Genomic DNA, 23909 nt, shown 5'->3' on the forward strand with positions numbered 1-23909 from the left:
AAATTTAGCTTGCTACTCAACCATGACTTTTTTCCACATACTTTGGATGTAGTCACGCTCTTGCGTGAAGGCTCCGCCCTCGACCTGGCTGTTGAGATTCTGCAAAGCTCTCCGGTGTATGGTAGAACGCAGTGTGATGAACACCTCGCGCAGACGCTCGGTGTCTTCCACCGGCAAGACACCTGCGCGGCCCAATTCTTCCAGCTGGCGGATATTGTCACTCCACTGGGTCAGCTCAGGGTGCTCAGAACACCAGGCCAGCATCAAGTACTGCACCATGAACTCGACATCCACGATGCCACCGTTGTCATGCTTGATGTGAAAAACCTCATTCTGCCGGGCCTCGGGCGTTCCGAGGTTGCTGCGCATTTTCTCACGCATATCAACCACCTCCTGCCGAAGCGACGCCTTATCCCGTTGTCGGCACAGTATCTGGTGGCGAATATCCTCGAACGCTTTGAGCGTATCGTCGCAACCAGCCACCCCCCTGGCGCGGGCCAGGGCCTGATGCTCCCAGGTCCAGGCGTCCTCCTGCTGGTATTTCTCGAACGCCTGCAAGGTACTCACCAGCAAGCCGGAGTTACCGGACGGGCGCAACCGCATATCCACTTCATAAAGCTGGCCTGAGGGCGTCTGGGTGCTGAGAATGTGCACAATGCGCTGGCCCAGGCGGGTGTAGAACACCGCGTTGTCGATGGGCTTGTCACCATCGGTGGCCAGTTGCGGATCGGCCTGGTGCACAAACACCAAGTCGAGGTCCGAGGTGTAACCGAGTTCGATACCGCCGAGCTTGCCGTAACCGATGATGGCGAAGTCTGTGTCACACGCCGAACCATCCGCCCGCCGCGGATAACCATGACGGCTGACCAAGTTGGAGAAAGCCACATCCACCACATGGTCCAGCACCACTTCGGCAATCCAGGTGAGGTAATCGCTCACCTTCATCAGGGGCAAAGTTCCCTTCAGCTCAGAAGCCGCCACTCGCAACACATGGGCCTTCTTGAAGTAACGCAGCGCCTCCATCTGCTCTTCCAGGTCTTCATAGGGAATGCGCAGCATCTGCTGGCGCAGGTCGTCCTGCAGTTCTTCCTTGGCAGGCGGGCTGTACAGGCTCTCGGCATTCAGCAGTTCGTCCAGCAGCAGCGGGGTTTCTGCCAGCTGGCGGGCAATCCAGGGGCTGTCGCTACACAGGCGCACCAGCTGCGTAAGCGCGCCGGGGTTTTCCACCAGCAGCACCATGTAGGCGGTGCGGCGCAAAATGGCCTCGACCAGCTGCAATACCCGGTCGAGGGTTTCCGACGCATTCTCAACATCCATCAACGCGTTCAGCAATAACGGCATGAACTGGTTGAGGCGTTTGCGGCCTTGGGTTTGCAGGGTCTGCACCGTTCGGCTGTCCCGCAGGCTCGCCAGGCGCTTGTAACTGTCTTCCGGGTTTTCGAAGCCCTTTTCCGCCAGCCACTCTACAGCGGCAGGCTCTTCCATTTCTGCCAGCCAGAGCTCGTAACAGCCGTCATCAACGCCGTTTTCGGAATCGCCTTCCTCGTCCTCGGTCGCAATGATATTGGCGAAGTGCCGGGCCACGCGGTTGCGGTGTTCATCCAGCACATGCTGGAAGGCGGCCCAGTCATCAAACTCCATAATGCGCGCAACCCGGGCCTGCGACAGTTCATCGTCTGGCAGAACCTGGGTCTGCTTGTCTTCCATGCCCTGCAAGGCATGCTCCAGGTTGCGCAGAAACACGTAGGCTTCACGCAGTTCCTTCACAACGGCGGATGGCAGCAGCTCCAGCTCTTCCAGTTCCTTGAGGATGTTCAGCAATTCCCGCTGTTGCAGCTCCCGGTCACGCCCGCCCCGGATTAACTGGAACGCCTGCACCACAAACTCGATCTCGCGGATACCGCCACTGCCCAGTTTGATATTGTTCTCCAGCCCCTTGCGGCGCACTTCCCGGCTGATCATTTCTTTCATGGTGCGCAGGGACTCGAAGGCGCTGAAATCAATGTATTTCCGATAAACAAAAGGCTTCAGGCTTTCCATCAACACCTGCCCTGCCCGCTGGTCGCCGGCCACCACCCGGGCCTTGACCATGGCATAGCGCTCCCAGTCCCGGCCCTGATCCTGGTAGTAGGTTTCAAGGGCGGCAAAACTCAGTGCCAGGGCACCACTCTGGCCGTAAGGCCGCAGGCGCATGTCCACCCGGAACACAAAACCATCCGCCGTAATCTGGTCCAGCGCCTGAATCAGTCGCTGGCCAAGGCGGATGAAAAACTGCTGGTTATCCAGGGCACGCCGGCCGCCCTGGGTTTCGCCTTTTGAGGGAAAGGCAAAAATCAGATCAATATCGGAGGAAACGTTCAGCTCCCGGCCGCCGAGTTTGCCCATACCAAGCACCACCATTTTCTGGGGTGCCTCTTGCCCGGTTATCGGATCAGCCCCCATGGGGGTACCGAACTCTTCACAGGCTCGCTCGTAGAGCCAATTCAAGGCACCATCAATGGCGGTATCCGCAAAGGCACTGGTGGCGGCCATGGTTTCATGCAGATCGGCCCACTTCATCAGATCCCGCCAGATAATCCTGAACTGCACTTCCCGCCTGTACTGGCGAAGTGCTGCATGCAAGGCCGGCTCAGAGTCAACGTTCTGGAGGTAATCCCGCCAGCGATCAGCCAGCCAGGCCTCTGTGGTTGGTTCAGTCAAAGGCCGGGCAGCAACGGCGGGCCGAATCTGCTCCGGATGTCGTTCAAGGGTTTGCCGGAGAAACAGGCTCCGGGAAACAGCCTCTGCCACATCGGCCTCGGAGACATGGTCACCGGCCAGCCAGCCCGGCAGCCCCTCCGGGAATACCGATGGCCAGCATCCGGAAATCTCCTCCTTGAGCACTCCCGGCAGTGAAGCCCATGGCTCAGACATAACGCAACCCTCTGTCTCTCTGATATATTTCAGGTACTGTATAACGAACTCGCCAAGGACTGAACAGGCACCCGCTCTCCATGATGCGAAATAGACGCCCTCTGAACCCGGAGCACACCCAATCTCACCTCCCTATGGGCGGGCTCATCCGAAGCCGGATAAACCGACTCTTTACTATCCTCGGCGGACTCGTTGTCACGCATACGCTGATCCTCTGGGCAGCAGAACCGCTCTCATTCTTCGAAGCCGTGTGGCTCACCATGACGACACTGGTTACCGTTGGCTATGGTGACTACTCGCCGGTAACGCCCGTTGGCCGCATCAGCACCATCCTGCTGATGTTTATCTCCGCCATTACGCTACTGACCCTGATCGTCAGTGATTACATCGAATACCGTTTCTACCGCAGAGAACGCATACTGACTGGACGCTGGATTTACAAAATGAAAGACCACATTGTCATCATCAACACACCTCGAAGCGGCGGCGAGCAGTACTTCATGCGATTCGCCTCGCAGATTCGCTCGGTCCCTGAGTACCACACAGTGCCGATTATGCTGCTTACGCGGCAATTTCCGGGAGGGCTGCCAGCAGAACTGTCCGACTGCGGCGTCGTTCATTTTCACGGCGCAGGGAACGACCCGGAAGCGCTGAAGTCCGTGCATGCTGGCAGCGCCAAGCACATCATCGTGCTGGCAGCCGACGAATCAGACCCTATGTCAGACAGCCTGACCTTCGATATCGCGCACCGGCTGGCAGAGTCCAACCTTGGCGGCAAAACCACCGTGGAATGCGTGAGTGATGCCAACCGGGATCGCTTCAAGGCCCTGGGGGTGAGAACCATCATCCGGCCGGTTCGAACCTATCCGGAAATCATGGTGCGCGCGGTGGTGGCGCCGGGTTCAGAGAAAGTGCTGGAAGACATGTTCAACTACGAGCGTGACCACCCCCACCGCTACGACCTGGGACTGGACGACCTGACCTGGGCTGACATCGTCAGCGCCCTGGTTCGCCACGGTATTGGCACCGCACTGGCCTACATCGATCACGACAATGAAGTGATTTGTCACCCTCCCACCAACGAAGAGGTTGAGGGCAAGGGACTGATTGTGCTGGTCCGATCAACCGACACCCCATCTGTATCTGTGGTTGAGGAGGCCCTGGACCGGTACAGGGAATTCCTCAAGCAGTGGCGAGACCTGCACAATCACAACGAGCAGACAGCCGAAACAATGACTCCGAAAGAGTAAGGTAACGCATGTCATACCTGGACTCCGAATTCTATCAACCCCTCTTTGAGGCGATCGCCACCGGTGACGAAGCGCAGATTCAGGCCGCGGCGGCCACCTTCAATGCCGCCGACCTCGCGGAGTTTGTTGAGGAAAATCCGGATAACGAGGAAGGCATCCGCCTTCTTCGGGCCCTGACAACAGAGCAAAGCGCCAAGGTATTCGGTTATATCGGCCCCAACACCCAAACGTTGATCGCGGAGCTGTTGCCCACCCAAGACCTGGCTGAGCTGGTAACCGCCATGCCCTCGGACGAACGGGCCGACTTCTTCAACCTGCTGGATGAGAAGCGCCAGCACACCCTGTTCCAGTCCCTCGCCAGCAAAGAACGGGAAGACCTTCGGCGCCTGGCAAGCTTTGAGGAAGGCACCGCCGGCGCCCTGATGAGCTCGGAATACGGGTGATCAGCACCGGCATGTCCGCCAGCGCGGCGATTAACCTGCTCCGAAACACCGCGCCGGATAAAGAAACCATCTACCAGGCGTACGTGATCGATGACCAGCACAAACTGGTGGGTGCAGTTTCCCTTCGGAACCTGATTACCGCAATGCCTGGCACGCCGGTGGACGACCTGATTGCTACGGGCCTGGTGACCGCCAGCACCGACACCCCCCAGGAAGAAGTGGCCCGGCTGATATCACGCTACGACTTGCTGGCATTGCCAATTCTGGATCAGGACGAACGGCTGGTGGGCATCGTCACCTACGATGACGCCATGGACGTAGCGGAAGAAGAAGCCACCGAAGACATCCACAAAGGCGCCACGGTGGGCAAACTTGAAACCGGCCTGAGGGATGCAACACCCTTCTCGCTCTACCGCTCGCGGGTGCAATGGTTGGTAATTCTGGTGTTTGCCAACATCTTTACCGGGGCCGGCATTGCCTATTTTGAAGACATTATTTCCGAACACATTGCCTTGCTGTTCTTCATGCCGCTTCTGGTCGCCAGCGCCGGTAATGCCGGGGCTCAGTCAGCCACGCTTATGGTACGGGGTATGGCTACTGGTGATGTTACCGTCGCCGACTGGGGCAAATTGCTGGGTAAAGAAACCCTGGTAGCCAGCGCCCTTGGCGTTACCATGGCTGTTGCAGTGATGGTGGTTGGCTTTATGCGCGCCGGGCCGGAAATTGCCTTTGTGGTAGCCGTTACCATGATCGCCGTGGTGATGGTGGGCAGCCTGATCGGCATGCTGCTGCCTTTCCTGCTGGACAAGCTGAAGTTTGACCCGGCAACGGCCAGTACCCCGCTGATTACCACCATTGCCGATGTCAGCGGCGTGCTGATTTACTTCAGCGTGGCCACGGCCCTGCTGGGGCTCAGTTAGTGGCAGACGCTGCCGCCAGCGCCAACTGAAGCGCGCCAAGACGGGGCGCTTTTTCTATCAGTTCTGGCACGGCGTGTTGGCCTGTTATTGGCTGGATTTCATCCCACAACACTTGCACTCCCGCTTGTATAGCCGCGTTTTTTACCTGCAGCAGAGCAGCCTCTGGGCAATTCAGCGGTTTTTGCAGAAGCCAACTGAGACTGAGTTGTTGGAGAAACTCCGTGACAGACAACTCGCCAGGAGCCTGGTCCGGTTCCGGTCGATAGATTCCGGCCAGGTAGTATCCCTGCTCGGCTTTGCTCACCAGATTCAGAAACACTGGCACTTCATCTGCCAACATCCGTGCCCAGGAAATCAGTGCTGCTGGGTTTCCGGATTTCAGCTCGAACTCCACTTCGTGGAGGGCTCGGGATTGTCCCCCACCCACAATCTCGCCGGAGTCCACGGCCACTTCAACAAGCGCATCCGCAGTTTCCAGCATGACCACCTGGCGGGCGAAGTTGGTTTCAAAGGCCACCTGGAGTTGCTGAAGATCCAACTGCTTTTTCAAGGGCGTACTTTCGAGCAGCGACAGATCCAGCTCAGGCCCTAGCAGCGGCCACTCCCACTCCTGCCGGCGATGGGCGCCATCAACAAATTCGCCCTGGGTTTTCAGGGTCTGGATGTAGCGATTTCCGGATTGCCTCACCCTAAGTGCCGCCCTGGCCCTGTTGAGCGCTGCGTCCGGCGTATCGTAGTAGCGATTCACCAGGAGTTTTTGACCACCAGGCTTGGCCTCAGGCTGCGCAAGCAACCACTCCAGGGCTTGCGCCTGCGCCCGTTCCGATAGGGTCAGTTTGATTTCAAGTTCGACGGCCATGACAGACTCCAAAAAACGGGCCCCTGAAAATACAAAAACCGGTGACCTGAGTCACCGGTTTTTGAGACTACTTGATTAGCTGGTTAGCTGATCAGAAGTAGTAAGTTGCACCAACGGCTGCAACAGAGCGTTCGCTCTTGTCAGCAACGCCGTATACGCCGTCGTCACCGCCACCGAGGTAGCCTTCGACATAGACATACATGTTGTCAGACAGGTTGTGCAGCGCCTGCAGGGTAACAGTATCCACATCCTTGTCTGCCAGACGAGCGGCGTCGTCTCCAGCATACTTGTCATCATACTGAACCAGCTCATAGGCGAGTGCAAACTGGTTTTTGCCCAGAGTGTAAACACCCATTACGCCAAACTTGTCCTGAGCATCTTTGGTGGTATGGAACTCACCTGTCAGGCGCAGATTGTCCAGGTTGTAGCTGGCACGCAGGCCGTAGGTGTTCTCGTTGGAAGAACCGGCACCGTCGTTGGAGTCAACAGCGAAGGCCAGTTCCAGAGCATCAACTGCATACACTGCTGAGAGCTGCCATGGGTAAGCTTTCTCGCCGCTAGTTTCAACATCGCTGAGCTCGCCAGTTACTGGGTCAGCCACTTGGCGAACGCTAGTTTCTCCATCACCTTTGAACTGAACAGCTGCGCCCAGAGTCAGACCACCGAAGGACGGGGAGCGATACTGAATCAGGTCGCTTTCGCCAGTCTGGTAACCCGGAGACAGGCTCAGAGTTGCAACTTCGAAGAACTGGTTGATTTCGTCAACAGCTGTCTCGTAAGTTGAATCGTCCTTACCTACCAGATCTGACCAAAGTTATCGCCACGAACACCTACATAAGCTTCGTCGATCTCATAGATGCCAGAGCCAGCGTCGTTGTTATCGTCAGCATTGAAGTGGAATTCGGCTTTGAAGAAACCTTCAACACCCGGAGCGACCTGGTGGTCGTGCAGCACGCCAATGGTAGAACCATTGTCGAAATGCTCAACTTCGGAACCGCCACCGTCGACGTTATCATGGGTAACGGCCAGCTGGATGTTACCGTAGATAGTCGGCAGGTTGCTTTCCTGGGCCAGAGCAGCGCCAGAGAAGGTTGCAGCTGCAATAGCAGAAGCAAGAATCGTTTTTTTTCATGTTGCGTCTTCCTTTTTGAGTTAACTCAGGTTTTCGACGGGTCTAAATCCCGATTTTTATTGGCCGGCACAACGCTTGGCTCTGCCTGCCGGGTATCTGACTGCCCCTGTCATTCCTGTGGGAACAGCTTTTCTTCTTTTTATAAGACAAGCACGCTTGCCTTAGATCTCAACCACTTACACAGCTTTATTAAAGCTCTGCGTGATGAACCTGCTTTAATACAATGTTCCATTTTTTGCAAATTTTTAATGGCCATTTTTTAGCCCCATTTGCATTCGTAACCTTTGTCGTTAGATCAGCCTGGACTAACAACCTCTCCCGTTTCCACAACAAATTCAGGGCCAGATAACGAAAAAAATCCACAAAACAACCGGTTACCTTCCAACCGAGGCCTTCACATTCTGAGGCCACAAAACAATACCCCAAATCACGCACTTTCGTGAGGCACTGTTGGCAACTGCGTCACATTTTTGTGCACTACCCTCTCCGGGCAGACTCCAACATAAAGGTAACCGGGCCATCATTGATCAGTGCCACTTTCATATCTGCACCAAACTTCCCCGTACCTACACGCTCGACGCCTAGCTGGCTACTTGCTTCAGCCACAAAGTCACCATAAAGCCGGTTCGCCAGCTCCGGTGCGGCCGCCAGGGAAAAACCCGGGCGCGTGCCAGAGGACGTGTCAGCAGCAAGCGTAAACTGAGGGACTACAAGTAATGAGCCACCGGCATCCTGAACATTCACGTTCATCCGGCCCTGCTCATCGGGGAAAACCCGATAGGAGAGGATTTTTCGGCACAGTTCCTTTGCCTCATTCAGTGTATCGTTCCTTTCTACGCCGAGGAGCAAGAGCAACCCGGGACCAATACGGGCAATCGTTTCACCATCCACGGCTACACTGGCTTCCGAAACGCGCTGGATCAGTCCTTTCATTCATTCCCTTGAGCGTTAACACCGAGGGTTAAATTTCTGAAACGCGAAAAGTGTATAGAGCCCGCAAGACCACCGCAACCCTGTCAGATCAATAAAAAGTCGCATTCTCAGCCAACAGAGGGAAGACTTCTGGCAACCACATTCTCAACGCCCCGCATCAGGGCATCCACAATTGCCGGCTCGGATGCCGAGTGGCCAGCATCCCGGATAATCTGAAATTCCGCCTCCGGCCAGGCCTTACTCAGCGCGAGGGCATTATCCAGCGGGCAAACCATGTCATAGCGGCCGTGAACAATCACGCCCGGAATGTCCTTTAGCCGCGAGGCATCACGCACGATCTGGTCGGGCTCAAGGAACGCATGATTCATGAAATAGTGGCATTCAATCCGGGCCAGCGCGATGGCCACATGAGGGTGGCCAAAATGCTCTACTACTTTGGGATTGGGATGCAATGTGGCGCACCGCCCTTCCCAGACGGACCAGGCTTTCGCGGCCTGAATCTGCACCAGCTCATTGGCACTGGTCAGGCGCCGGTAGTAGGCCGACACCATATCATTCCGCTCCACCTCCGGAATCTGGGCAAGGTAGTCCTGCCAGTAATCCGGGAATACCCGGCTGGCGCCGTCCTGATAAAACCAGTGAATATCCTGGGGCCGGCACAGAAAGATACCTCTCAACACCAACCCCAGAACCCGGTCTGGATGGGTTTCGGCATAGACCAGGCTTAGCGTGGAGCCCCAGCTTCCCCCAAACAGCAACCAGCGATCGATGCCGAGAAAATGCCGAACCGCCTCAAGATCCTCAACCAGTTTGTCTGTGCTGTTACCCTCCAGCTCGGCCAACGGGGTCGATCGTCCGGCGCCCCTCTGATCCAGCAAAATAATCCGGAAACGTTCGGCGTCGAAAAAGCGCCGGTGGTAATCCTCACAACCGCCACCCGGCCCGCCATGAACGACAATCACCGGAATTCCGTCCGGATTGCCGGATTCCTCGAGGTACAGCTCATGGGGATGATCCACCGCCAGTCGGTGGCGTGCGTAGGGCTCGATTTCAGGATAGAGGGTCAGCATGGAAAACTCCGTTTCGGGGATAACGGCAGTCTAGCTGAGACGGGCGAGGAAAATACAGGGGCCAGGAAAACAGACGGAAGCGTTTACTGCCTCACAACGATTTCCTGGCCCCGGAAGAGTTACTTCTTGTTAGCGCGCTTACGCTCGTTTTCGGTCAGGAGCTTTTTGCGCAGACGAATGGACTTGGGCGTTACCTCAACCAGTTCGTCGTCGTCGATAAACTCCAGCGCCTGCTCAAGAGTGAACTTGATAGGCGGCACCAGGCCGATCACTTCGTCCTTACCGGAGGCACGCATGTTGTCCAGCTTCTTGCCCTTGGTGGGGTTAACCACCAGGTCGTTATCACGGCTGTGGATACCGCACAGCTGGCCTTCATAGATTTCCTGGCCAGGGTCCAGGAACAGCTTGCCCCGGCTCTGCAGGGTTTCCAGCGAATAGGTCAGCGCAGTACCGGTGGCCATGGAAACGATGACACCGTTCTGACGGCTGGTTACGTCGCCCATCTTCACCGGGCCGTAGTGGCTGAAGGTGGAGGTCAGGATGCCGGTACCGGAAGTCATGGTCAGGAAGGTGTTCCGGAAACCGATCAGGCCACGGGCCGGAATGGTGTATTCCAGGCGGATACGGCCCTTGCCGTCCGGGATCATGTTAGTCATGTCACCTTTGCGCAGCCCCATCTGCTCCATAATCGGGCCCTGGTGCTGCTCTTCGATATCAATGATCACGTTTTCGTACGGCTCTTGCTTCTGGCCGTCGACTTCCTTGATTACCACCACCGGCCGGCCCACGGCCAGCTCGAAGTTTTCGCGGCGCATGTTCTCGATCAGAACCGACAGGTGCAGCTCACCCCGGCCGGATACCTTGAACTTGTCGGCCGAGTCGCCTTCTTCCACCCGCAGCGCTACGTTGTGCAGCAGCTCTTTTTCCAGGCGTTCCTTGATGTTCCGGCTGGTCACATACTTGCCTTCTTTACCGGCAAACGGTGAATCATTTACCTGGAACGTCATGGATACGGTGGGCTCGTCAACGGTCAGCGCCGGAAGGGCTTCTACGTTGGAGGGATCACAAAGAGTGTCAGATATGAACAGCTGGTCCAGACCACTCACGCACACAATGTCGCCAGCCTGGGCTTCCTCAACTTCCACACGCTGCAGGCCAGAGTGGCCCATGATCTTCAGGATACGACCGTTACGCTTCTTGCCGTCGGCACCGATAGCCACCACCGGGGTGTTGGTCTTCACTTTACCGCGCATAATGCGACCGATACCGATGACACCCAGGAAACTGTTGTAGTCCAGCTGGGAGATCTGCATCTGGAACGGGCCATCCAGATCAACCGAAGGCGCTGGCACATGATCAACAATGGCCTGGAACACGGCGTCCATGTTGTCGTCCAGATTCTCATGATCCATGCCGGCGATGCCGTTCAGCGCACTGGCATAGACTATCGGGAAGTCAAGCTGCTCATCGGTGGCACCAAGGTTGTCGAACAGGTCAAACACCTGATCCACCACCCAATCCGGGCGGGCACCCGGACGGTCAATTTTGTTCACGACCACAATCGGGTTCAGGCCCGCTGCGAAAGCTTTCTGAGTCACGAAACGGGTTTGCGGCATGGGGCCATCGATGGAATCCACCACCAGCAGCACACTGTCTACCATGCTCATCACACGCTCTACTTCACCACCAAAGTCAGCGTGGCCCGGGGTGTCTACGATATTGATGTCGTAGTCTTTCCATTTTAGAGCAGTGTTTTTTGCCAGAATGGTAATGCCACGTTCTTTTTCCTGGTCGTTGGAGTCCATTACGCGCTCGTTTTCGAGCTCTTTCCGATCCAGCGTGCCAGACTGGCGCAGCAGCTGGTCAACCAGGGTGGTCTTGCCATGGTCAACGTGGGCAATAATGGCAACGTTTCTAAGCTTATCAATCACAACGGGTATCCTGAAGAAATTAGCGGCGCGCAGTATATCGAAAAGTCCATGGCGATAATATGAAGATTAGTGCCTAATATGTAACCAATCGGGGCTTGCACCATAATTATGCGTTATCAGCGAACTCGCACCATCATGGTGCGCCGCAATGGTGCAACAGGCGCCCTCTTCGACCAAGGAGCTGCGCCACATTAGCCCGAAAGCCTTGTCGCTGCGCTGTTCTGGCGCAGCCGACAAAAACTGGCAAGCCGATTGCTTATACCAAAGCAGCCGCATAGTGAGGGTAAGGGCCACAAGCTTCTGGTAAGCTTCCCTGACCTGAAAAAAGATCGGGCCTCAGAACACTGAACGATCCGGCACAACGAACATGTAAAACCTTACGGAGCATGCACAATGTCCAAGACGATTGATTTGATCAAAGAACACGAAGTCAAGTGGATTGACCTGCGTTTCACCGACAGCCGTGGTAAAGAGCAGCACGTGACCCTGCCCGCCACCGAGGCGGACGAAGACTTTTTCGCTGACGGCAAGATGTTCGACGGCTCCTCCATTGCCGGCTGGAAAGGCATCAACGAATCCGACATGATCCTGATGCCGGACGACGAAACCGCCGTTCTGGACCCGTTCACCGAAGAAACCACCGTCAACATCACCTGCAACATTGTAGAGCCTTCTACCATGCAGGGTTATGAGCGCGATCCCCGTTCTGTTGCCCGTCGCGCCGAAGAATACCTGAAGTCCACCGGCATTGCCGATGGCGCCCTGTTCGGCCCTGAGCCCGAGTTCTTCGTGTTCGATTCCGTTAAGTGGAACGTCGACATGCAAGGCGCCTCTTACCACATCCATTCTGAAGAGGCCGCGTGGGTTTCCGGTGAAGATTTCGACCGCAACAACATTGGCCACCGCCCGGGCGTAAAAGGCGGCTACTTCCCGGTTCCGCCGGTCGACAGCCTGCACGACCTGCGTGGTGCCATGTGTGCCGCCATGGAATCCATGGGCCTGGAAATTGAAGTTCACCACCACGAAGTGGGCACCGCTGGCCAGTGTGAAATCGGTGTTGGCGCCAACACCCTGACCCGCAAGGCAGACGAAGTTCAGATCCTGAAGTACTGCGTGCACAACGTAGCTCACGCCTACGGCAAGACCGCCACCTTCATGCCCAAGCCGGTTGTGGGTGACAACGGCTCCGGTATGCACGTTCATATGTCCCTGAGCAAAGACGGCAAGAACCTGTTTGCCGGCGACAGCTACGCGGGCCTGAGCGAAGCTGCCCTGTACTACATCGGCGGCGTGATCAAGCATGCCAAGGCCATCAACGCCTTCACCAACCCGGCCACCAACAGCTACAAGCGCCTGGTTCCAGGCTATGAAGCACCGGTTATGCTGGCCTACTCTGCCCGTAACCGTTCTGCCTCCATCCGTATTCCGTACGTGAACAGCCCGAAAGCTCGTCGTATTGAAGTGCGCTTCCCGGATCCGGCCGCTAACCCGTACCTGGCCTTTGCCGCCCTGATGATGGCCGGCCTGGACGGTATCCAGAACAAGATCCACCCTGGCGATGCCATGGACAAGGATCTGTATGACCTGCCGAAGGAAGAAGCCCTGAACATTCCGAAGGTTGCCGAGACTCTGTCCGAGGCCCTGGACTGCCTGCAAGCAGACCACGAGTTCCTGACCCGTGGCGGCGTGTTCACCGAAGACATGATCAAAGGCTACATCGACCTGAAGCGTGGCGAAGTCGAGCGTCTGAACATGACCACTCACCCGGTCGAGTTCGATCTGTACTACTCCTGCTAAAGCTCCGCACCAATTCGGTGCAGACTATGCAGTCCATAAGCCCCGCCCCGTGCGGGGCTTTTTTGTGGCCTCAATCCCAGTTCTGAACCAAGACCCACGCCCTTAACGATATGTAACCAAGGAAGCAGGCCACAACATTGAAATGACCTTGCCCGCAATCGATAATCAAAGCAGTTCATTACCACAGGTTATCGCCATGAAAGCACCGTTCGTACTCGCCGCTGGCCTGCTGATGCTGGCTTCGACCACAGCATACAGCGAGGTCTACCGCCACGTTGACGCCTATGGCAACGTCACCTTTTCCGACGAACCCATGGAAGGCGGTGAAGAGGTCCAGGTGAAACCTGTTACCACCATTACCCTGCCCAAGCCCGAAGTGGTTCAGGAACCCGAACAACTCCGCGAGCGGGTAGAACGTGAGGGCGCAGCCTACCAGTCTGTGTCATTCCAGTACCCCGCCAATGAACAGGCGTTTCACAGCGGTAACGGCAACGTTACCTTCGAGGTGCAAAGCACACCGCCGCTGAAACGGGGCCACAAGTTTGAGGTGACCCTGGATGGACAACCGGTCGGGCAGAGCAGTTCAGGCTCGGTAGCCGTCAGCAATATCGACCGGGGCACTCATAATGCGGGCGTTCATATTGTCGATGAAAACGGAGTACGCGTGAAATCCGGCAATTCAATTACCTTCACGATTCACCGCCCATCCGTTCTCAACTAAATCTTATCTGCACCACCATGGTGCAATTGCACCATGTTGTGACCATACTTTGGGCAGCCAAGGGGCAAAATCCGGGCTGCCTGTCGCCAGACCGTTCACTACTGCACCAAGCTACAGCACCGCGTACCGGCTACCGCGCCCGTTCTGCCCGATCCTTGCCCATTGGCTACCCGATGCCAAAAAACTGGTTCGCTTTTTGCAGCCGCAGGGGTACATCCTATGAGTCGAGAACGGAAGCAACGCATGCCATTCCATCCAGCCACCATATCCGGAAGCAGTTACAAGAGCATTCTGGACAGTCTGACAACCGCAGTACTGGTACTTGGCGATGATCTGGCTATCCGTTACCTCAACCCCGCCGCCGAGAGCCTGTTTGAAACCAGTATGACCCGAAGCCATGGCCTCCCCTTACAGGAGGTTCTGGTGGATTCCGAGGATGCCCTGACCACTCTGCATGCCGCAGTGGAGAACGGCCAGTCCTACACCCGCCGGGAAGCTGAATTTGCTTTGATCAGCGGTGCCAGACTGACGGTGGATTACTCGGTGACTCCCATCAGCCTGGACCCGACCGAACTGCTGATCGAGATCCAGCCTCGAGACCGACTGATGCGTATCAGCCGGGAAGAAGACATCATCTCGCAACAGGAGACCACGCGTATCCTGGTGCGCGGCATGGCCCACGAGATCAAGAACCCGCTGGGCGGCATCCGTGGCGCGGCGCAACTGCTGGACCGTGAGCTTTCAGACGACGACCAGCGTGAGTATACCCGTGTGATTATCGACGAGGCGGACCGTCTGCGCAGCCTGGTGGATCGCATGCTCGGCCCGAACAAAGCCCTGAAGATTGCCCCCACCAATATCCACGAGATTCTGGAGCGGGTCCGAACCCTGATTGAAGCCGAAAGCAAAGGCCGAGTAAGTCTGAGGCGCGACTACGATCCCAGTATCCCGGAGTTTCCCGGCGACAAAGAGCAACTGATTCAGGCCTTCCTGAATATTGCCCGCAACGCCATGGAAGCCGCGTTCGAGAACGAAGCTGCAAGCGGCAGTTCGGCAATACCCACGATTACCTTTCGCAGCCGGGCCTTGCGGCAGTTCACCATCGGCCATCGCCGTCACCGGCTGGTGTGCCGGGTCGACATCATCGACAACGGCCCGGGCATCCCGCCGGAGCTGTTGCAGAACATCTTCTACCCCATGATCAGCGGTCGGGCCTCGGGCACCGGACTCGGCCTTTCCATTACCCAAAGCATCATCGGCCAGCATCGGGGGCTGGTGGAGTGCGAGAGTGAGCCCGGAAGAACCGATTTCATCATCTTCCTGCCTCTGGAGGACAGCAAATGAGCCAACCGGCAAACGTCTGGATTATCGACGATGACAGAAGTATTCGATGGGTGCTGGAACGCGCCCTGAGCCAGGCTGGCATGCAACCGCGCGTATTCGACAGCGGCGACAGCATCATGATGCGGCTGGAACACGAGCAACCGGACGCCATCATCAGCGATATCCGGATGCCAGGGGTGGATGGTATTACCCTGCTCTCCCAGATCGTCGAACTGCATCAGGATGTGCCGGTTATCATCATGACTGCGCACTCGGATCTTGAAAGCGCGGTGACCAGCTACCAGACCGGCGCCTTCGAATACCTGCCCAAGCCCTTTGATGTGGATGACGCAGTCGCACTGGTAAAACGGGCCGTTGCCCACAGCCATGAAAAACGCGCCGCCAGCGAACCCCAGGCCGATGCTACACCACGCAATACCGAAATTATCGGTGAAGCCCCGGCCATGCAGGAGGTTTTCCGGGCCATTGGACGGCTGTCTCACTCCAACATCACCGTACTGATCAACGGTGAGAGCGGCACCGGTAAAGAGCTGGTGGCCCAGGCCCTGCATAATCACAGCCCCAGAGCACGAAACCCGTTCATCGCCCTGAATATGGCGGCGATACCCAAAGACCTGATTGAATCCGAATTGTTCGGCCACGAAAAGGGTGCCTTCACCGGCGCCGGCGCTGCCCGCCAGGGCCGCTTTGAACAGGCCAACGGCGGCACCCTGTTTCTCGATGAAATCGGCGACATGCCCGCCGACACTCAGACTCGACTGCTGCGGGTGCTGGCCGATGGCGAGTTTTACCGGGTAGGTGGCACCACCCCCATCAAAGTGGATGTGCGCATCATCGCCGCAACCCATCAAGACCTGGAAAAACTGGTACAGGCCGGCAACTTCCGGGAAGATCTGTTCCACCGCCTGAATGTCATTCGCGTGCACCTGCCCAAGCTGGCCGAACGCCGCGAAGACATTCCACGCCTGATGCAGCACTTCCTCAAGCGAGCAGCCAAAGAGCTGGCAGTAGAACCCAAGATCCTGCGCCCGGACGCAGAGGAATACCTCACCACCCTGCCCTGGCCCGGCAACGTCCGCCAGCTGGAAAACACCTGCCGCTGGCTGACCGTCATGGCCAGCGGCCGGGAGATCCACATTGATGACCTGCCCCCGGAACTGCTGCATCAAGCGGAAAACGAGCATGCTGCCACCGGTCTGACCTGGCAGGAAGGCCTGAGGAACTGGGCAGAACAGGAACTGAAGCGCGGCAAGAAAGGCATACTGGATACCGCGGTGCCCGAGTTTGAGAAAATCATGATTGAAACGGCGCTGAAGCACACCGGCGGCCGCCGCCGGGATGCCTCCATTCTGCTGGGCTGGGGGCGGAATACGCTGACCCGGAAAATCAATGAGTTGGGGATGGATCAGCCGGAGGGGGATGACTGACCCCCACCCGGCTGCTGCTCAGCTCTCTCGCTGGTAGTTTATCCGTATGCTCTCGACTAGAACGGAATATCATCGTCAAAGTCATCAATCGGCTCAGGCATGCCGCCACCTTGCTGCTGGGGTGCCGGATTGTTGTAGCCACCAGCCTGTCCACCCTGCTGGGGCGGCGCATTGTATTGCGGCTGTTGCTGGGGCCGTCCCTGGGGTGCCCCCGGATTCATGCCGCCCTCAGAGCCACGACTGTCCAGCATCTGCATCTGGCCATTGATATCCACAACCACTTCGGTGGTGTAGACATCCTGCCCTTCCTTGTTCTGCCATTTCCGGGTCTGCAGCTTGCCCTCGATGTAGACCTTGGAGCCTTTGCGCAGGTATTGCCCAGCCACCTCAGCCACCTTGCCGAACAGCACAACCCGATGCCACTCGGTCTTCGGCACCAGCTGCCCGGTCTGGCGATCCTTGTAACTCTCGTCTGTGGCGAGGTTCAGGTTAACCACAGCGTTGCCGTTGGGGGTATAGCGAGTGTCCGGGTCCTGCCCCAGGTTACCAATGAGAATTACCTTGTTTACGCCTCGTGCCATCGTATGCTCCTGATCATGTTTTGCGGAGTGCCAGCCATCCATGCCAGCATCCTGTGTTTAAGTACTCTTACCCTGCCGGACAAAGTCAAAGTCCGCAAGCTGATCTTCCCGAAAATGCTGACGGTCCACCTTCAGGTAGGCTGTCGATGCATTTTCAACAATCACAACGTCCTTCACGCCCGGCAGCCTTCGTAGCTGACGGTCTACGTCGTCAAAGGTATTTTCCAGCGCATCCCTCAGCTCCAGAACCAGGCTGGTCGTGTAGCTCGGGGCCGGCATGGTCAAGGCTGCCAGCAGCCACACCAGGAGGCACCCGGCCATCAACCAGAGCACTCCCTCCACGCCAGCGCTCTGCAGCAGATAACCTCCCAGAGCTCCACCCAGAAAAGCACCAAAAAACTGGGAGGTGGAATAAACCCCCATGGCCGTTCCCTTACTGGCAGCCGGAGCCTCTTTACTGATTAACGAAGGCAGACTGGCTTCCAGAAGATTGAACGCCATAAAGAAGAAAAATAGCACACCCCAGGCTGCCCAGAGGCTGGCATTCACCTGAGTCAGCGTTGCTGTTGCCGCTGTCAGCAAGGCAATGGCCATGCACAGTATCGGCTTCATTTTGCGTTTCTTTTCGCCAATGATGATAAAGGGCACCATGGCAAAGAAAGAAAGCACCATCACACTCAAATAGAACCACCAGTGGGAGCTGCTGGCCAATCCCAACTGATCCTGAAGCATGGTCGGAAAGACCAGGAACAGGGCCGTCAGAACCAGGTGCAGCACAAAGATCCCGAAGTCGAGCCGCAGCAGGCGGCCATCGGCCAGAACGCGCCCGACCATTTCGCGGGCAGGATGGGTATCGGCGCTGACTTTATGGGTATGTGGCGTAGGCACCACCCTGGCGACCACAACAAGGGCCAACAGAGCCATCACTGCCGTCACGTAGAAGATGCCAGACAAGCCCCAGGCCGCGCCCAGCAACGGGCCCAGCACCAGCGACACGGAAAACGACAGGCCAATGGAAATGCCCACCGTGGCCATGGCCTTGGTGCGCTCTTCCTCTCGGGTGAGGTCTGACAGCAGTGCCATCAATACACTGGCGATGGCACCGGCGCCTTGAAGAATCCGACCGGCGATCACAACGTATATTGAGTCGGTCGACGCGGCCAGCAGGCTCCCGCTGGCAAACAGAATAAGCCCCAGGTAGATCATCTTCTTGCGGCCAACCCGATCCGACAACAGGCCGAAGGGGATCTGAAGCAGCGCCTGACTCAGGCCGTAAGCACCAATCGCCAGGCCCAATAGCGCCGGCGTCGCACCGTGCAGGTCCGTACCCAGCAGCACAAACACGGGCATGACCATAAACAGGCCCAGCATACGCATGGCGTATACCGAAGCCAGAGCCACAACTGAGCGTTTTTCGAGCGCGTTCATGCCTACCCGTGCGGTTTGAATGAATGGTGAGCGGCCGGTAACCGCAGGCGGCGAATTGTACCAGAACCACCCCGGCGACGGGACACCCGCAGAGCGGGTCGTTCCGCACTTAGCCGGAACGACCCGAAACCGATATACTGGCAGTTTTTACCAAGCGAGGTGTTATGGACCATATCCAGATCAAGGGCGCGCGCACCCACAACCTGAAAAACATCGACCTGGATATGCCAAGGGACAAACTGATCGTCATTACCGGTCTGTCCGGCTCCGGCAAGTCCTCATTGGCGTTCGATACGCTCTATGCCGAGGGCCAGCGCCGGTATGTCGAGTCGCTGTCCACCTACGCACGGCAATTCCTCTCGATGATGGAAAAGCCCGATGTGGATCATATTGAAGGCTTGTCGCCAGCCATCTCCATCGAGCAGAAATCCACGTCTCACAACCCCCGCTCTACCGTGGGGACCATCACCGAGATCTATGACTATCTGAGACTGCTTTTCGCTCGTGCTGGTGAACCCCGCTGTCCTGATCACGGCCAGCCGCTGGAAGCCCAGACCGTGAGTCAGATGGTTGACCAGGTTCTCGCCATGCCGGAAGGCAGCAAGCTGATGATATTGGCGCCGGTGATCCGGGATCGCAAAGGTGAGCATCTGCAGGTGATCGACACCATGCGCAGCCAGGGCTTCATCCGCCTGAGAGTGGACGGAGCGGTATACGACATAGACGACGTTCCTGCCCTGGACAAGAAGCGCAAGCACCAGATTGACGTTGTGGTCGATCGATTCAAAGTCAAGGAGGGGCTGGAGCAACGACTGGCCGAGAGCTTCGAAACCGCCCTGGAGCTGGCCGACGGCATTGCTCTGGTGGCGCCCATGAGTGGAGAAGGCGAGGAACACACCTTCTCGGCGCGCTATGCCTGCACCCAGTGCGGCTACTCCCTGAGCGAACTGGAACCTCGCCTGTTTTCGTTCAACAACCCGGCCGGCGCCTGCCCCACCTGCGACGGCCTGGGGGTGCGCCAGTTCTTTGATGCCGAAAAGGTGATCCAGAGCCCGGAAGCGACCCTGGCATCAGGAGCCATCAAGGGCTGGGACCGTCGTGCCGTGTATTACTTCCAGATGCTGACCAGTGTTGCCGAACACTACGGCATTGACCTGGAAACGCCTTGGGAAGAGCTGCCCGAAAACTTCCAGGAGGTGCTCCTGTATGGCTCCGGCGACGAGGACATTCCCTTTCGCTATGTGAACTCTCGCGGCCATATCATGGAAAAAGCGCACCCATTCGAGGGCATACTGCCTAACCTGGAACGCCGTTACCGCGAGACGGAATCCCAGAGCATGCGTGAGGAACTGGCTCGCAACCTGAGTACACAGCCCTGTAAAGACTGCGGCGGTTCGCGCCTGCGTCGCAGTGCCCGTCACGTCTTTATCGAAGAGCGAAACCTTCCGGAAATAACCCACCTGCCCGTGGGTGACGCCCATCGCTACTTCAGCACTCTGGCATTGCCCGGGCGTAAAGGTGAGATCGCCGAAAAAATCCTGAAAGAGGTACGGGAGCGCCTGCAATTTCTGGTCAACGTGGGCCTCGAATACCTCACCCTGGAACGCAGCGCAGACACCCTCTCAGGCGGCGAAGCCCAGCGCATCAGGCTGGCCAGCCAGATAGGCGCAGGACTGGTGGGTGTGATGTACATTCTGGACGAGCCGTCCATTGGCCTGCACCAGCGGGACAACGACCGACTGCTTGCCACCCTCACCCACCTCCGGGACCTCGGCAATACGGTGATTGTGGTGGAACACGACGAAGATGCTATCCGGGCTGCCGACTACGTTATTGACATTGGCCCCGGCGCTGGCGTCCACGGCGGAGAGATTGTCGCGCGGGGAACCCCGAAAGAGATTATTGCCAACCCGGCTTCAATGACAGGTCAGTATCTCAGTGGCGAGAAGGAGATCTCGGTACCTTCTGAGCGAAACAAGGCCAATGGCAAGAAGCTGGTACTGACCGGCGCCTCCGGCAACAATCTCCGGGACGTAACGCTCACGCTGCCGCTAGGCGTGATGACCTGCGTTACCGGGGTATCGGGCTCAGGCAAATCCACTCTGATTAACAGCACCCTCTATCCGGTCGCGGCCGCCAAACTGAACAAAGCGACCAGCCTCAATCATGCGCCCTACAAGAGCCTGAAAGGACTTGATCAGCTCGACAAGGTGATCGACATTGACCAGAGCCCTATCGGACGGACACCCAGGTCTAACCCCGCCACTTACACCGGCCTGTTTACCCCCATCAGGGAACTCTTCGCCGGCACTCAGGAGGCACGCTCACGCGGCTACAAACCTGGCCGTTTCTCCTTCAACGTGAAGGGCGGCCGGTGCGAGGCCTGCCAGGGCGATGGTGTCATCAAAGTCGAAATGCACTTCCTGCCAGACATCTATGTGCCCTGCGACATCTGTAAGGGCAAACGCTACAACCGGGAGACCCTCGAGGTCCGGTATAAAGGCAAAAACATTCACGAGGTTCTGGAAATGACCGTTGAGGAGGGCCGGGAGTTTTTCGACGCAGTCCCCTTCATCGCCAGAAAACTGCAAACGCTGATCGACGTGGGCCTGTCCTACATTCGTCTGGGCCAGAGCGCAGTGACCCTGTCGGGGGGCGAAGCACAGCGGGTCAAGCTGGCCAAGGAGCTGTCCAAACGGGACACAGGCAAAACCCTGTACATCCTGGACGAGCCCACGACCGGCCTGCACTTCTACGATATCCAGCAACTTTTGAACGTACTGGAGCGTTTGCGCGATCACGGCAACACCATCGTCGTCATCGAGCACAACCTGGACGTCATCAAGACCGCAGACTGGATTGTCGACCTCGGTCCGGAAGGTGGGTCCGGTGGGGGACAGATTATTGCCGAAGGAACGCCCGAGGAAGTCGCCGCCAATCCGGCGTCGCACACCGGACGGTACCTCAAACCGATGCTTACCAAATAGCCCGCCCGAACGACGGGCACAAAAAAACCGGGAACCTTGCGGAACCCGGTTTTTTTATGGACTCAGAAGAACTTACTCTTCGTCGTCGTCCATCTCTTCAGCTTCGATGTCCAGAGGACGGCCGACCAGCTCAACGAATGCCATCGGGGCATTGTCGCCAGCACGGAAACCGCACTTCAGAATACGAAGATAACCACCCGGACGCTCGCTGTAACGGGGGCCCAGCTCATCAAACAGCTTGGCTACCGCAGCATCGCTACGCAGGCGAGAGAACGCCAGACGACGATTTGCTACCGAATCATTCTTTGCGAGCGTGATCAACGGCTCAGCTACCCGACGCAGCTCTTTGGCTTTCGGGAGCGTCGTTTTGATCAGCTCGTGCTCAACCAGTGACGCAGTCATGTTACGGAACATGGCCTTGCGATGCGCACTGGTCCTGTTGAACTTACGACCACTCTTACGATGACGCATTGCTCTGATTCCTTACCTTAAACTAATCGGCGATCAACCGCCCAGAACCCGGTCATCACCACGAAGGCTTGCCGGCGGCCAGTTATCAAGACGCATACCCAAAGACAGACCACGGGACGCAAGAACGTCCTTGATCTCGGTCAGCGACTTTTTGCCTAGATTAGGCGTCTTCAGCAGCTCCACTTCCGTGCGCTGGATCAGATCGCCGATATAGTAAATGTTTTCAGCCTTCAAGCAGTTAGCTGAACGCACAGTCAACTCCAGATCATCAACCGGGCGCAGCAGAATCGGATCGATTTCTTCCTCTTCCTCTACACGCTCAGGCTCTTTCTCATGATCGAAATCGACGAACACAGCCAGCTGCTGCTGGAGAATGGTAGCGGCCCGGCGAATTGCTTCTTCCGGATCGATGGTACCGTTGGTCTCCAGATCAATAACCAGCTTGTCCAGGTCTGTACGCTGCTCAACCCGAGCGCTCTCGACGGCATAGGCCACACGACGAACCGGGCTGAACGTTGCATCCAGCTGCAAGCGTCCGATGGCACGAGTTTCGTCCTCGTCCAGACCACGCTGATCAGCCGGCTCGTAGCCACGGCCCCGTGCCACGCGCAAGCGCATGTTCACTTCGCCGTTTTCGCTCAAGTGACAGATCACGTGCTCCGGGTTAGCGATTTCCACATCGTGGTCCAGCTTGATATCGCCGGCAGTCACCACGCCCGGACCTTTCTTGCTGAGGGTCAGCTCAGCATCGTCACGGCCGTTCATCTTTACGGCAACGCCCTTGAGATTCAGCAGAATCTCGATGACGTCTTCCTGGACACCTTCAATGGCACTGTACTCGTGCAGGACACCGTCGATCTGTGCTTCAGTCACGGCGCAGCCCGGCATCGAAGACAGAAGAATACGGCGCAGCGCGCTGCCCAGGGTGTGCCCGAAACCGCGTTCGAGCGGTTCCAGGGTCACCTTGGCGCGCGTAGCGCTGGACTCTTTCACGTCAATGGTACGAGGTGTCAATAACTCATGTACTGAACGCTGCATAGACGCCCCTATCTGCTATCGTTGCTAACTGGGCTTTACTTGGAGTAAAGCTCGACGATGAGGTTCTCGTTGATGTCGGCCGGCAGTTCAGTACGCTCAGGTACTGACTTGTAAACGCCGGACATCTTGTTGGCGTCAACCTCTACCCAGCTTACCGGTGCACGGCTTGAAGCCAGATCCAGCGCGCCTTTAACACGCAGCTGATTCTTGGCCTTTTCGCGCACGCTCACAACGTCGCCCGGCTTGACCTGATAGGACGGGATGTTAACCGGCTTATCATTGACCAGGATCGCCTTGTGAGAGACGAGCTGACGGGCTTCTGCACGGGTAGAACCAAAGCCCATGCGATATACAACGTTATCGAGACGGCCTTCCAGCAGCTGCAGCAGGTTTTCACCAGTTGCACCTTTGCCTCGGGCGGCCTCTTTGTAATAGTTGCGGAACTGCTTCTCAAGAACGCCGTAGATACGACGGACTTTCTGTTTTTCACGAAGCTGAACGCCGTACTCGGACAGACGACCGCGACGCGCGCCGTGCATACCCGGCGGAGTCTCGATGTTGCACTTGGAATCGAGCGCGCGAACGCCGCTCTTCAGAAAAAGATCTGTCCCTTCACGACGAGACAGCTTGCACTTCGGGCCTATATAACGAGCCATATTTCACT

General features: G+C 57.2%; 20 protein-coding genes. 8 read left to right on the forward strand and 12 right to left on the reverse strand.

Annotated features, from left to right (window positions below; all coding sequences use genetic code 11):
* Nucleotides 1-12: 12 nt before the first annotated feature.
* Nucleotides 13-2913, reverse strand: a complete 2901-nt coding sequence (glnE, locus tag JIF53_RS11680; protein WP_199452549.1) for a bifunctional [glutamate--ammonia ligase]-adenylyl-L-tyrosine phosphorylase/[glutamate--ammonia-ligase] adenylyltransferase — start codon at nucleotides 2911-2913, stop codon at nucleotides 13-15.
* Between the two features lie 80 nt (nucleotides 2914-2993).
* Here glnE and JIF53_RS11685 point away from each other — a divergent pair, with 80 nt between their 5' ends.
* Genes JIF53_RS11685 through mgtE form a run of 3 tightly spaced genes read left to right on the forward strand, consistent with a single transcriptional unit; the run spans nucleotide 2994 to nucleotide 5526 of the window.
* Entirely contained in the window at nucleotides 2994-4163 is a 1170-nt protein-coding gene (locus JIF53_RS11685; protein ID WP_199452550.1) for a potassium channel protein, read from the forward strand.
* A gap of 8 nt (nucleotides 4164-4171) precedes the next feature.
* Nucleotides 4172-4606 (forward strand): magnesium transporter MgtE N-terminal domain-containing protein, encoded by a 435-nt coding sequence (locus tag JIF53_RS19445; RefSeq protein ID WP_228285540.1) that lies wholly within the window; start codon nucleotides 4172-4174, stop codon nucleotides 4604-4606.
* A gap of 11 nt (nucleotides 4607-4617) precedes the next feature.
* Nucleotides 4618-5526, forward strand: coding sequence for a magnesium transporter (gene mgtE, locus JIF53_RS11690; RefSeq protein ID WP_228285541.1), 909 nt, complete (start codon nucleotides 4618-4620; stop codon nucleotides 5524-5526).
* On the opposite strand, the gene JIF53_RS11695 is transcribed toward mgtE, so the two are convergent.
* From JIF53_RS11695 to typA, 6 genes are all read right to left on the reverse strand, one after another.
* A complete protein-coding gene (locus JIF53_RS11695; protein WP_199452551.1) occupies nucleotides 5519-6385 on the reverse strand; it encodes a CYTH domain-containing protein in 867 nt (288 codons plus the stop codon). The two genes, mgtE and JIF53_RS11695, sit on opposite strands and share 8 nt — an antisense overlap.
* Nucleotides 6386-6476: 91 nt before the next feature.
* Nucleotides 6477-7187 carry a porin gene (locus JIF53_RS11700; RefSeq protein WP_323127175.1) on the reverse strand — a complete coding sequence of 237 codons (711 nt, stop codon included), beginning with the start codon at nucleotides 7185-7187 and terminating at the stop codon, nucleotides 6477-6479.
* Complete coding sequence (locus JIF53_RS19645) at nucleotides 7181-7504, reverse strand: porin (RefSeq protein ID WP_323127176.1); 324 nt, start codon at nucleotides 7502-7504, stop codon at nucleotides 7181-7183. Before JIF53_RS19645 ends, JIF53_RS11700 begins: the two co-directional genes overlap by 7 nt.
* Nucleotides 7505-7994: 490 nt before the next feature.
* On the reverse strand, nucleotides 7995-8450 hold the full coding sequence (gene dtd / locus JIF53_RS11710) for a D-aminoacyl-tRNA deacylase (protein WP_153741285.1): 456 nt from the start codon (nucleotides 8448-8450) through the stop codon (nucleotides 7995-7997).
* A 107-nt stretch (nucleotides 8451-8557) separates the two neighbouring features.
* Nucleotides 8558-9520, reverse strand: a complete 963-nt coding sequence (gene pip, locus JIF53_RS11715) for a prolyl aminopeptidase (RefSeq protein WP_153741284.1) — start codon at nucleotides 9518-9520, stop codon at nucleotides 8558-8560.
* A 119-nt stretch (nucleotides 9521-9639) separates the two neighbouring features.
* Complete coding sequence (typA, locus tag JIF53_RS11720) at nucleotides 9640-11451, reverse strand: translational GTPase TypA (protein ID WP_011784289.1); 1812 nt, start codon at nucleotides 11449-11451, stop codon at nucleotides 9640-9642.
* A gap of 393 nt (nucleotides 11452-11844) precedes the next feature.
* Here typA and glnA point away from each other — a divergent pair, with 393 nt between their 5' ends.
* From glnA to ntrC, 4 genes are all read left to right on the forward strand, one after another.
* A complete protein-coding gene (glnA, locus tag JIF53_RS11725; RefSeq protein WP_011784288.1) occupies nucleotides 11845-13248 on the forward strand; it encodes a glutamate--ammonia ligase in 1404 nt (467 codons plus the stop codon).
* A 196-nt stretch (nucleotides 13249-13444) separates the two neighbouring features.
* Complete coding sequence (locus JIF53_RS11730) at nucleotides 13445-13969, forward strand: DUF4124 domain-containing protein (protein WP_153741282.1); 525 nt, start codon at nucleotides 13445-13447, stop codon at nucleotides 13967-13969.
* A 219-nt stretch (nucleotides 13970-14188) separates the two neighbouring features.
* Nucleotides 14189-15313, forward strand: coding sequence for a nitrogen regulation protein NR(II) (gene glnL, locus JIF53_RS11735; RefSeq protein WP_414673332.1), 1125 nt, complete (start codon nucleotides 14189-14191; stop codon nucleotides 15311-15313).
* Nucleotides 15310-16740, forward strand: coding sequence for a nitrogen regulation protein NR(I) (ntrC, locus tag JIF53_RS11740; RefSeq protein ID WP_153741280.1), 1431 nt, complete (start codon nucleotides 15310-15312; stop codon nucleotides 16738-16740). Before glnL ends, ntrC begins: the two co-directional genes overlap by 4 nt.
* A gap of 56 nt (nucleotides 16741-16796) precedes the next feature.
* Here the strand turns inward: ntrC and ssb are convergent, their stop codons facing one another.
* Nucleotides 16797-17321, reverse strand: coding sequence for a single-stranded DNA-binding protein (gene ssb / locus JIF53_RS11745; protein WP_113880451.1), 525 nt, complete (start codon nucleotides 17319-17321; stop codon nucleotides 16797-16799).
* Between the two features lie 57 nt (nucleotides 17322-17378).
* The gene (locus tag JIF53_RS11750) at nucleotides 17379-18749 is read right to left on the reverse strand and encodes an MFS transporter (protein ID WP_199452553.1); all 1371 of its coding nucleotides are present in this window, start codon (nucleotides 18747-18749) and stop codon (nucleotides 17379-17381) included.
* A 164-nt stretch (nucleotides 18750-18913) separates the two neighbouring features.
* On the opposite strand from JIF53_RS11750, the gene uvrA reads away from it, so the two are divergent.
* Nucleotides 18914-21736, forward strand: a complete 2823-nt coding sequence (gene uvrA, locus JIF53_RS11755) for an excinuclease ABC subunit UvrA (protein ID WP_153741278.1) — start codon at nucleotides 18914-18916, stop codon at nucleotides 21734-21736.
* A gap of 72 nt (nucleotides 21737-21808) precedes the next feature.
* Here uvrA and rplQ read toward each other — a convergent pair whose 3' ends face one another.
* The 3 genes from rplQ to rpsD are packed head-to-tail and all read right to left on the reverse strand — an operon-like array spanning nucleotide 21809 to nucleotide 23901.
* On the reverse strand, nucleotides 21809-22207 hold the full coding sequence (rplQ, locus tag JIF53_RS11760; RefSeq protein WP_011784264.1) for a 50S ribosomal protein L17: 399 nt from the start codon (nucleotides 22205-22207) through the stop codon (nucleotides 21809-21811).
* A 33-nt stretch (nucleotides 22208-22240) separates the two neighbouring features.
* Nucleotides 22241-23245, reverse strand: coding sequence for a DNA-directed RNA polymerase subunit alpha (locus JIF53_RS11765; RefSeq protein WP_008174911.1), 1005 nt, complete (start codon nucleotides 23243-23245; stop codon nucleotides 22241-22243).
* Nucleotides 23246-23280: 35 nt separating this feature from the next.
* The gene (gene rpsD, locus JIF53_RS11770; RefSeq protein ID WP_014420494.1) at nucleotides 23281-23901 is read right to left on the reverse strand and encodes a 30S ribosomal protein S4; all 621 of its coding nucleotides are present in this window, start codon (nucleotides 23899-23901) and stop codon (nucleotides 23281-23283) included.
* Nucleotides 23902-23909: the final 8 nt, after the last annotated feature.

This window comes from Marinobacter sp. bablab_jr008 (genome assembly GCF_016464145.1).
Lineage (GTDB): Bacteria > Pseudomonadota > Gammaproteobacteria > Pseudomonadales > Oleiphilaceae > Marinobacter > Marinobacter nauticus.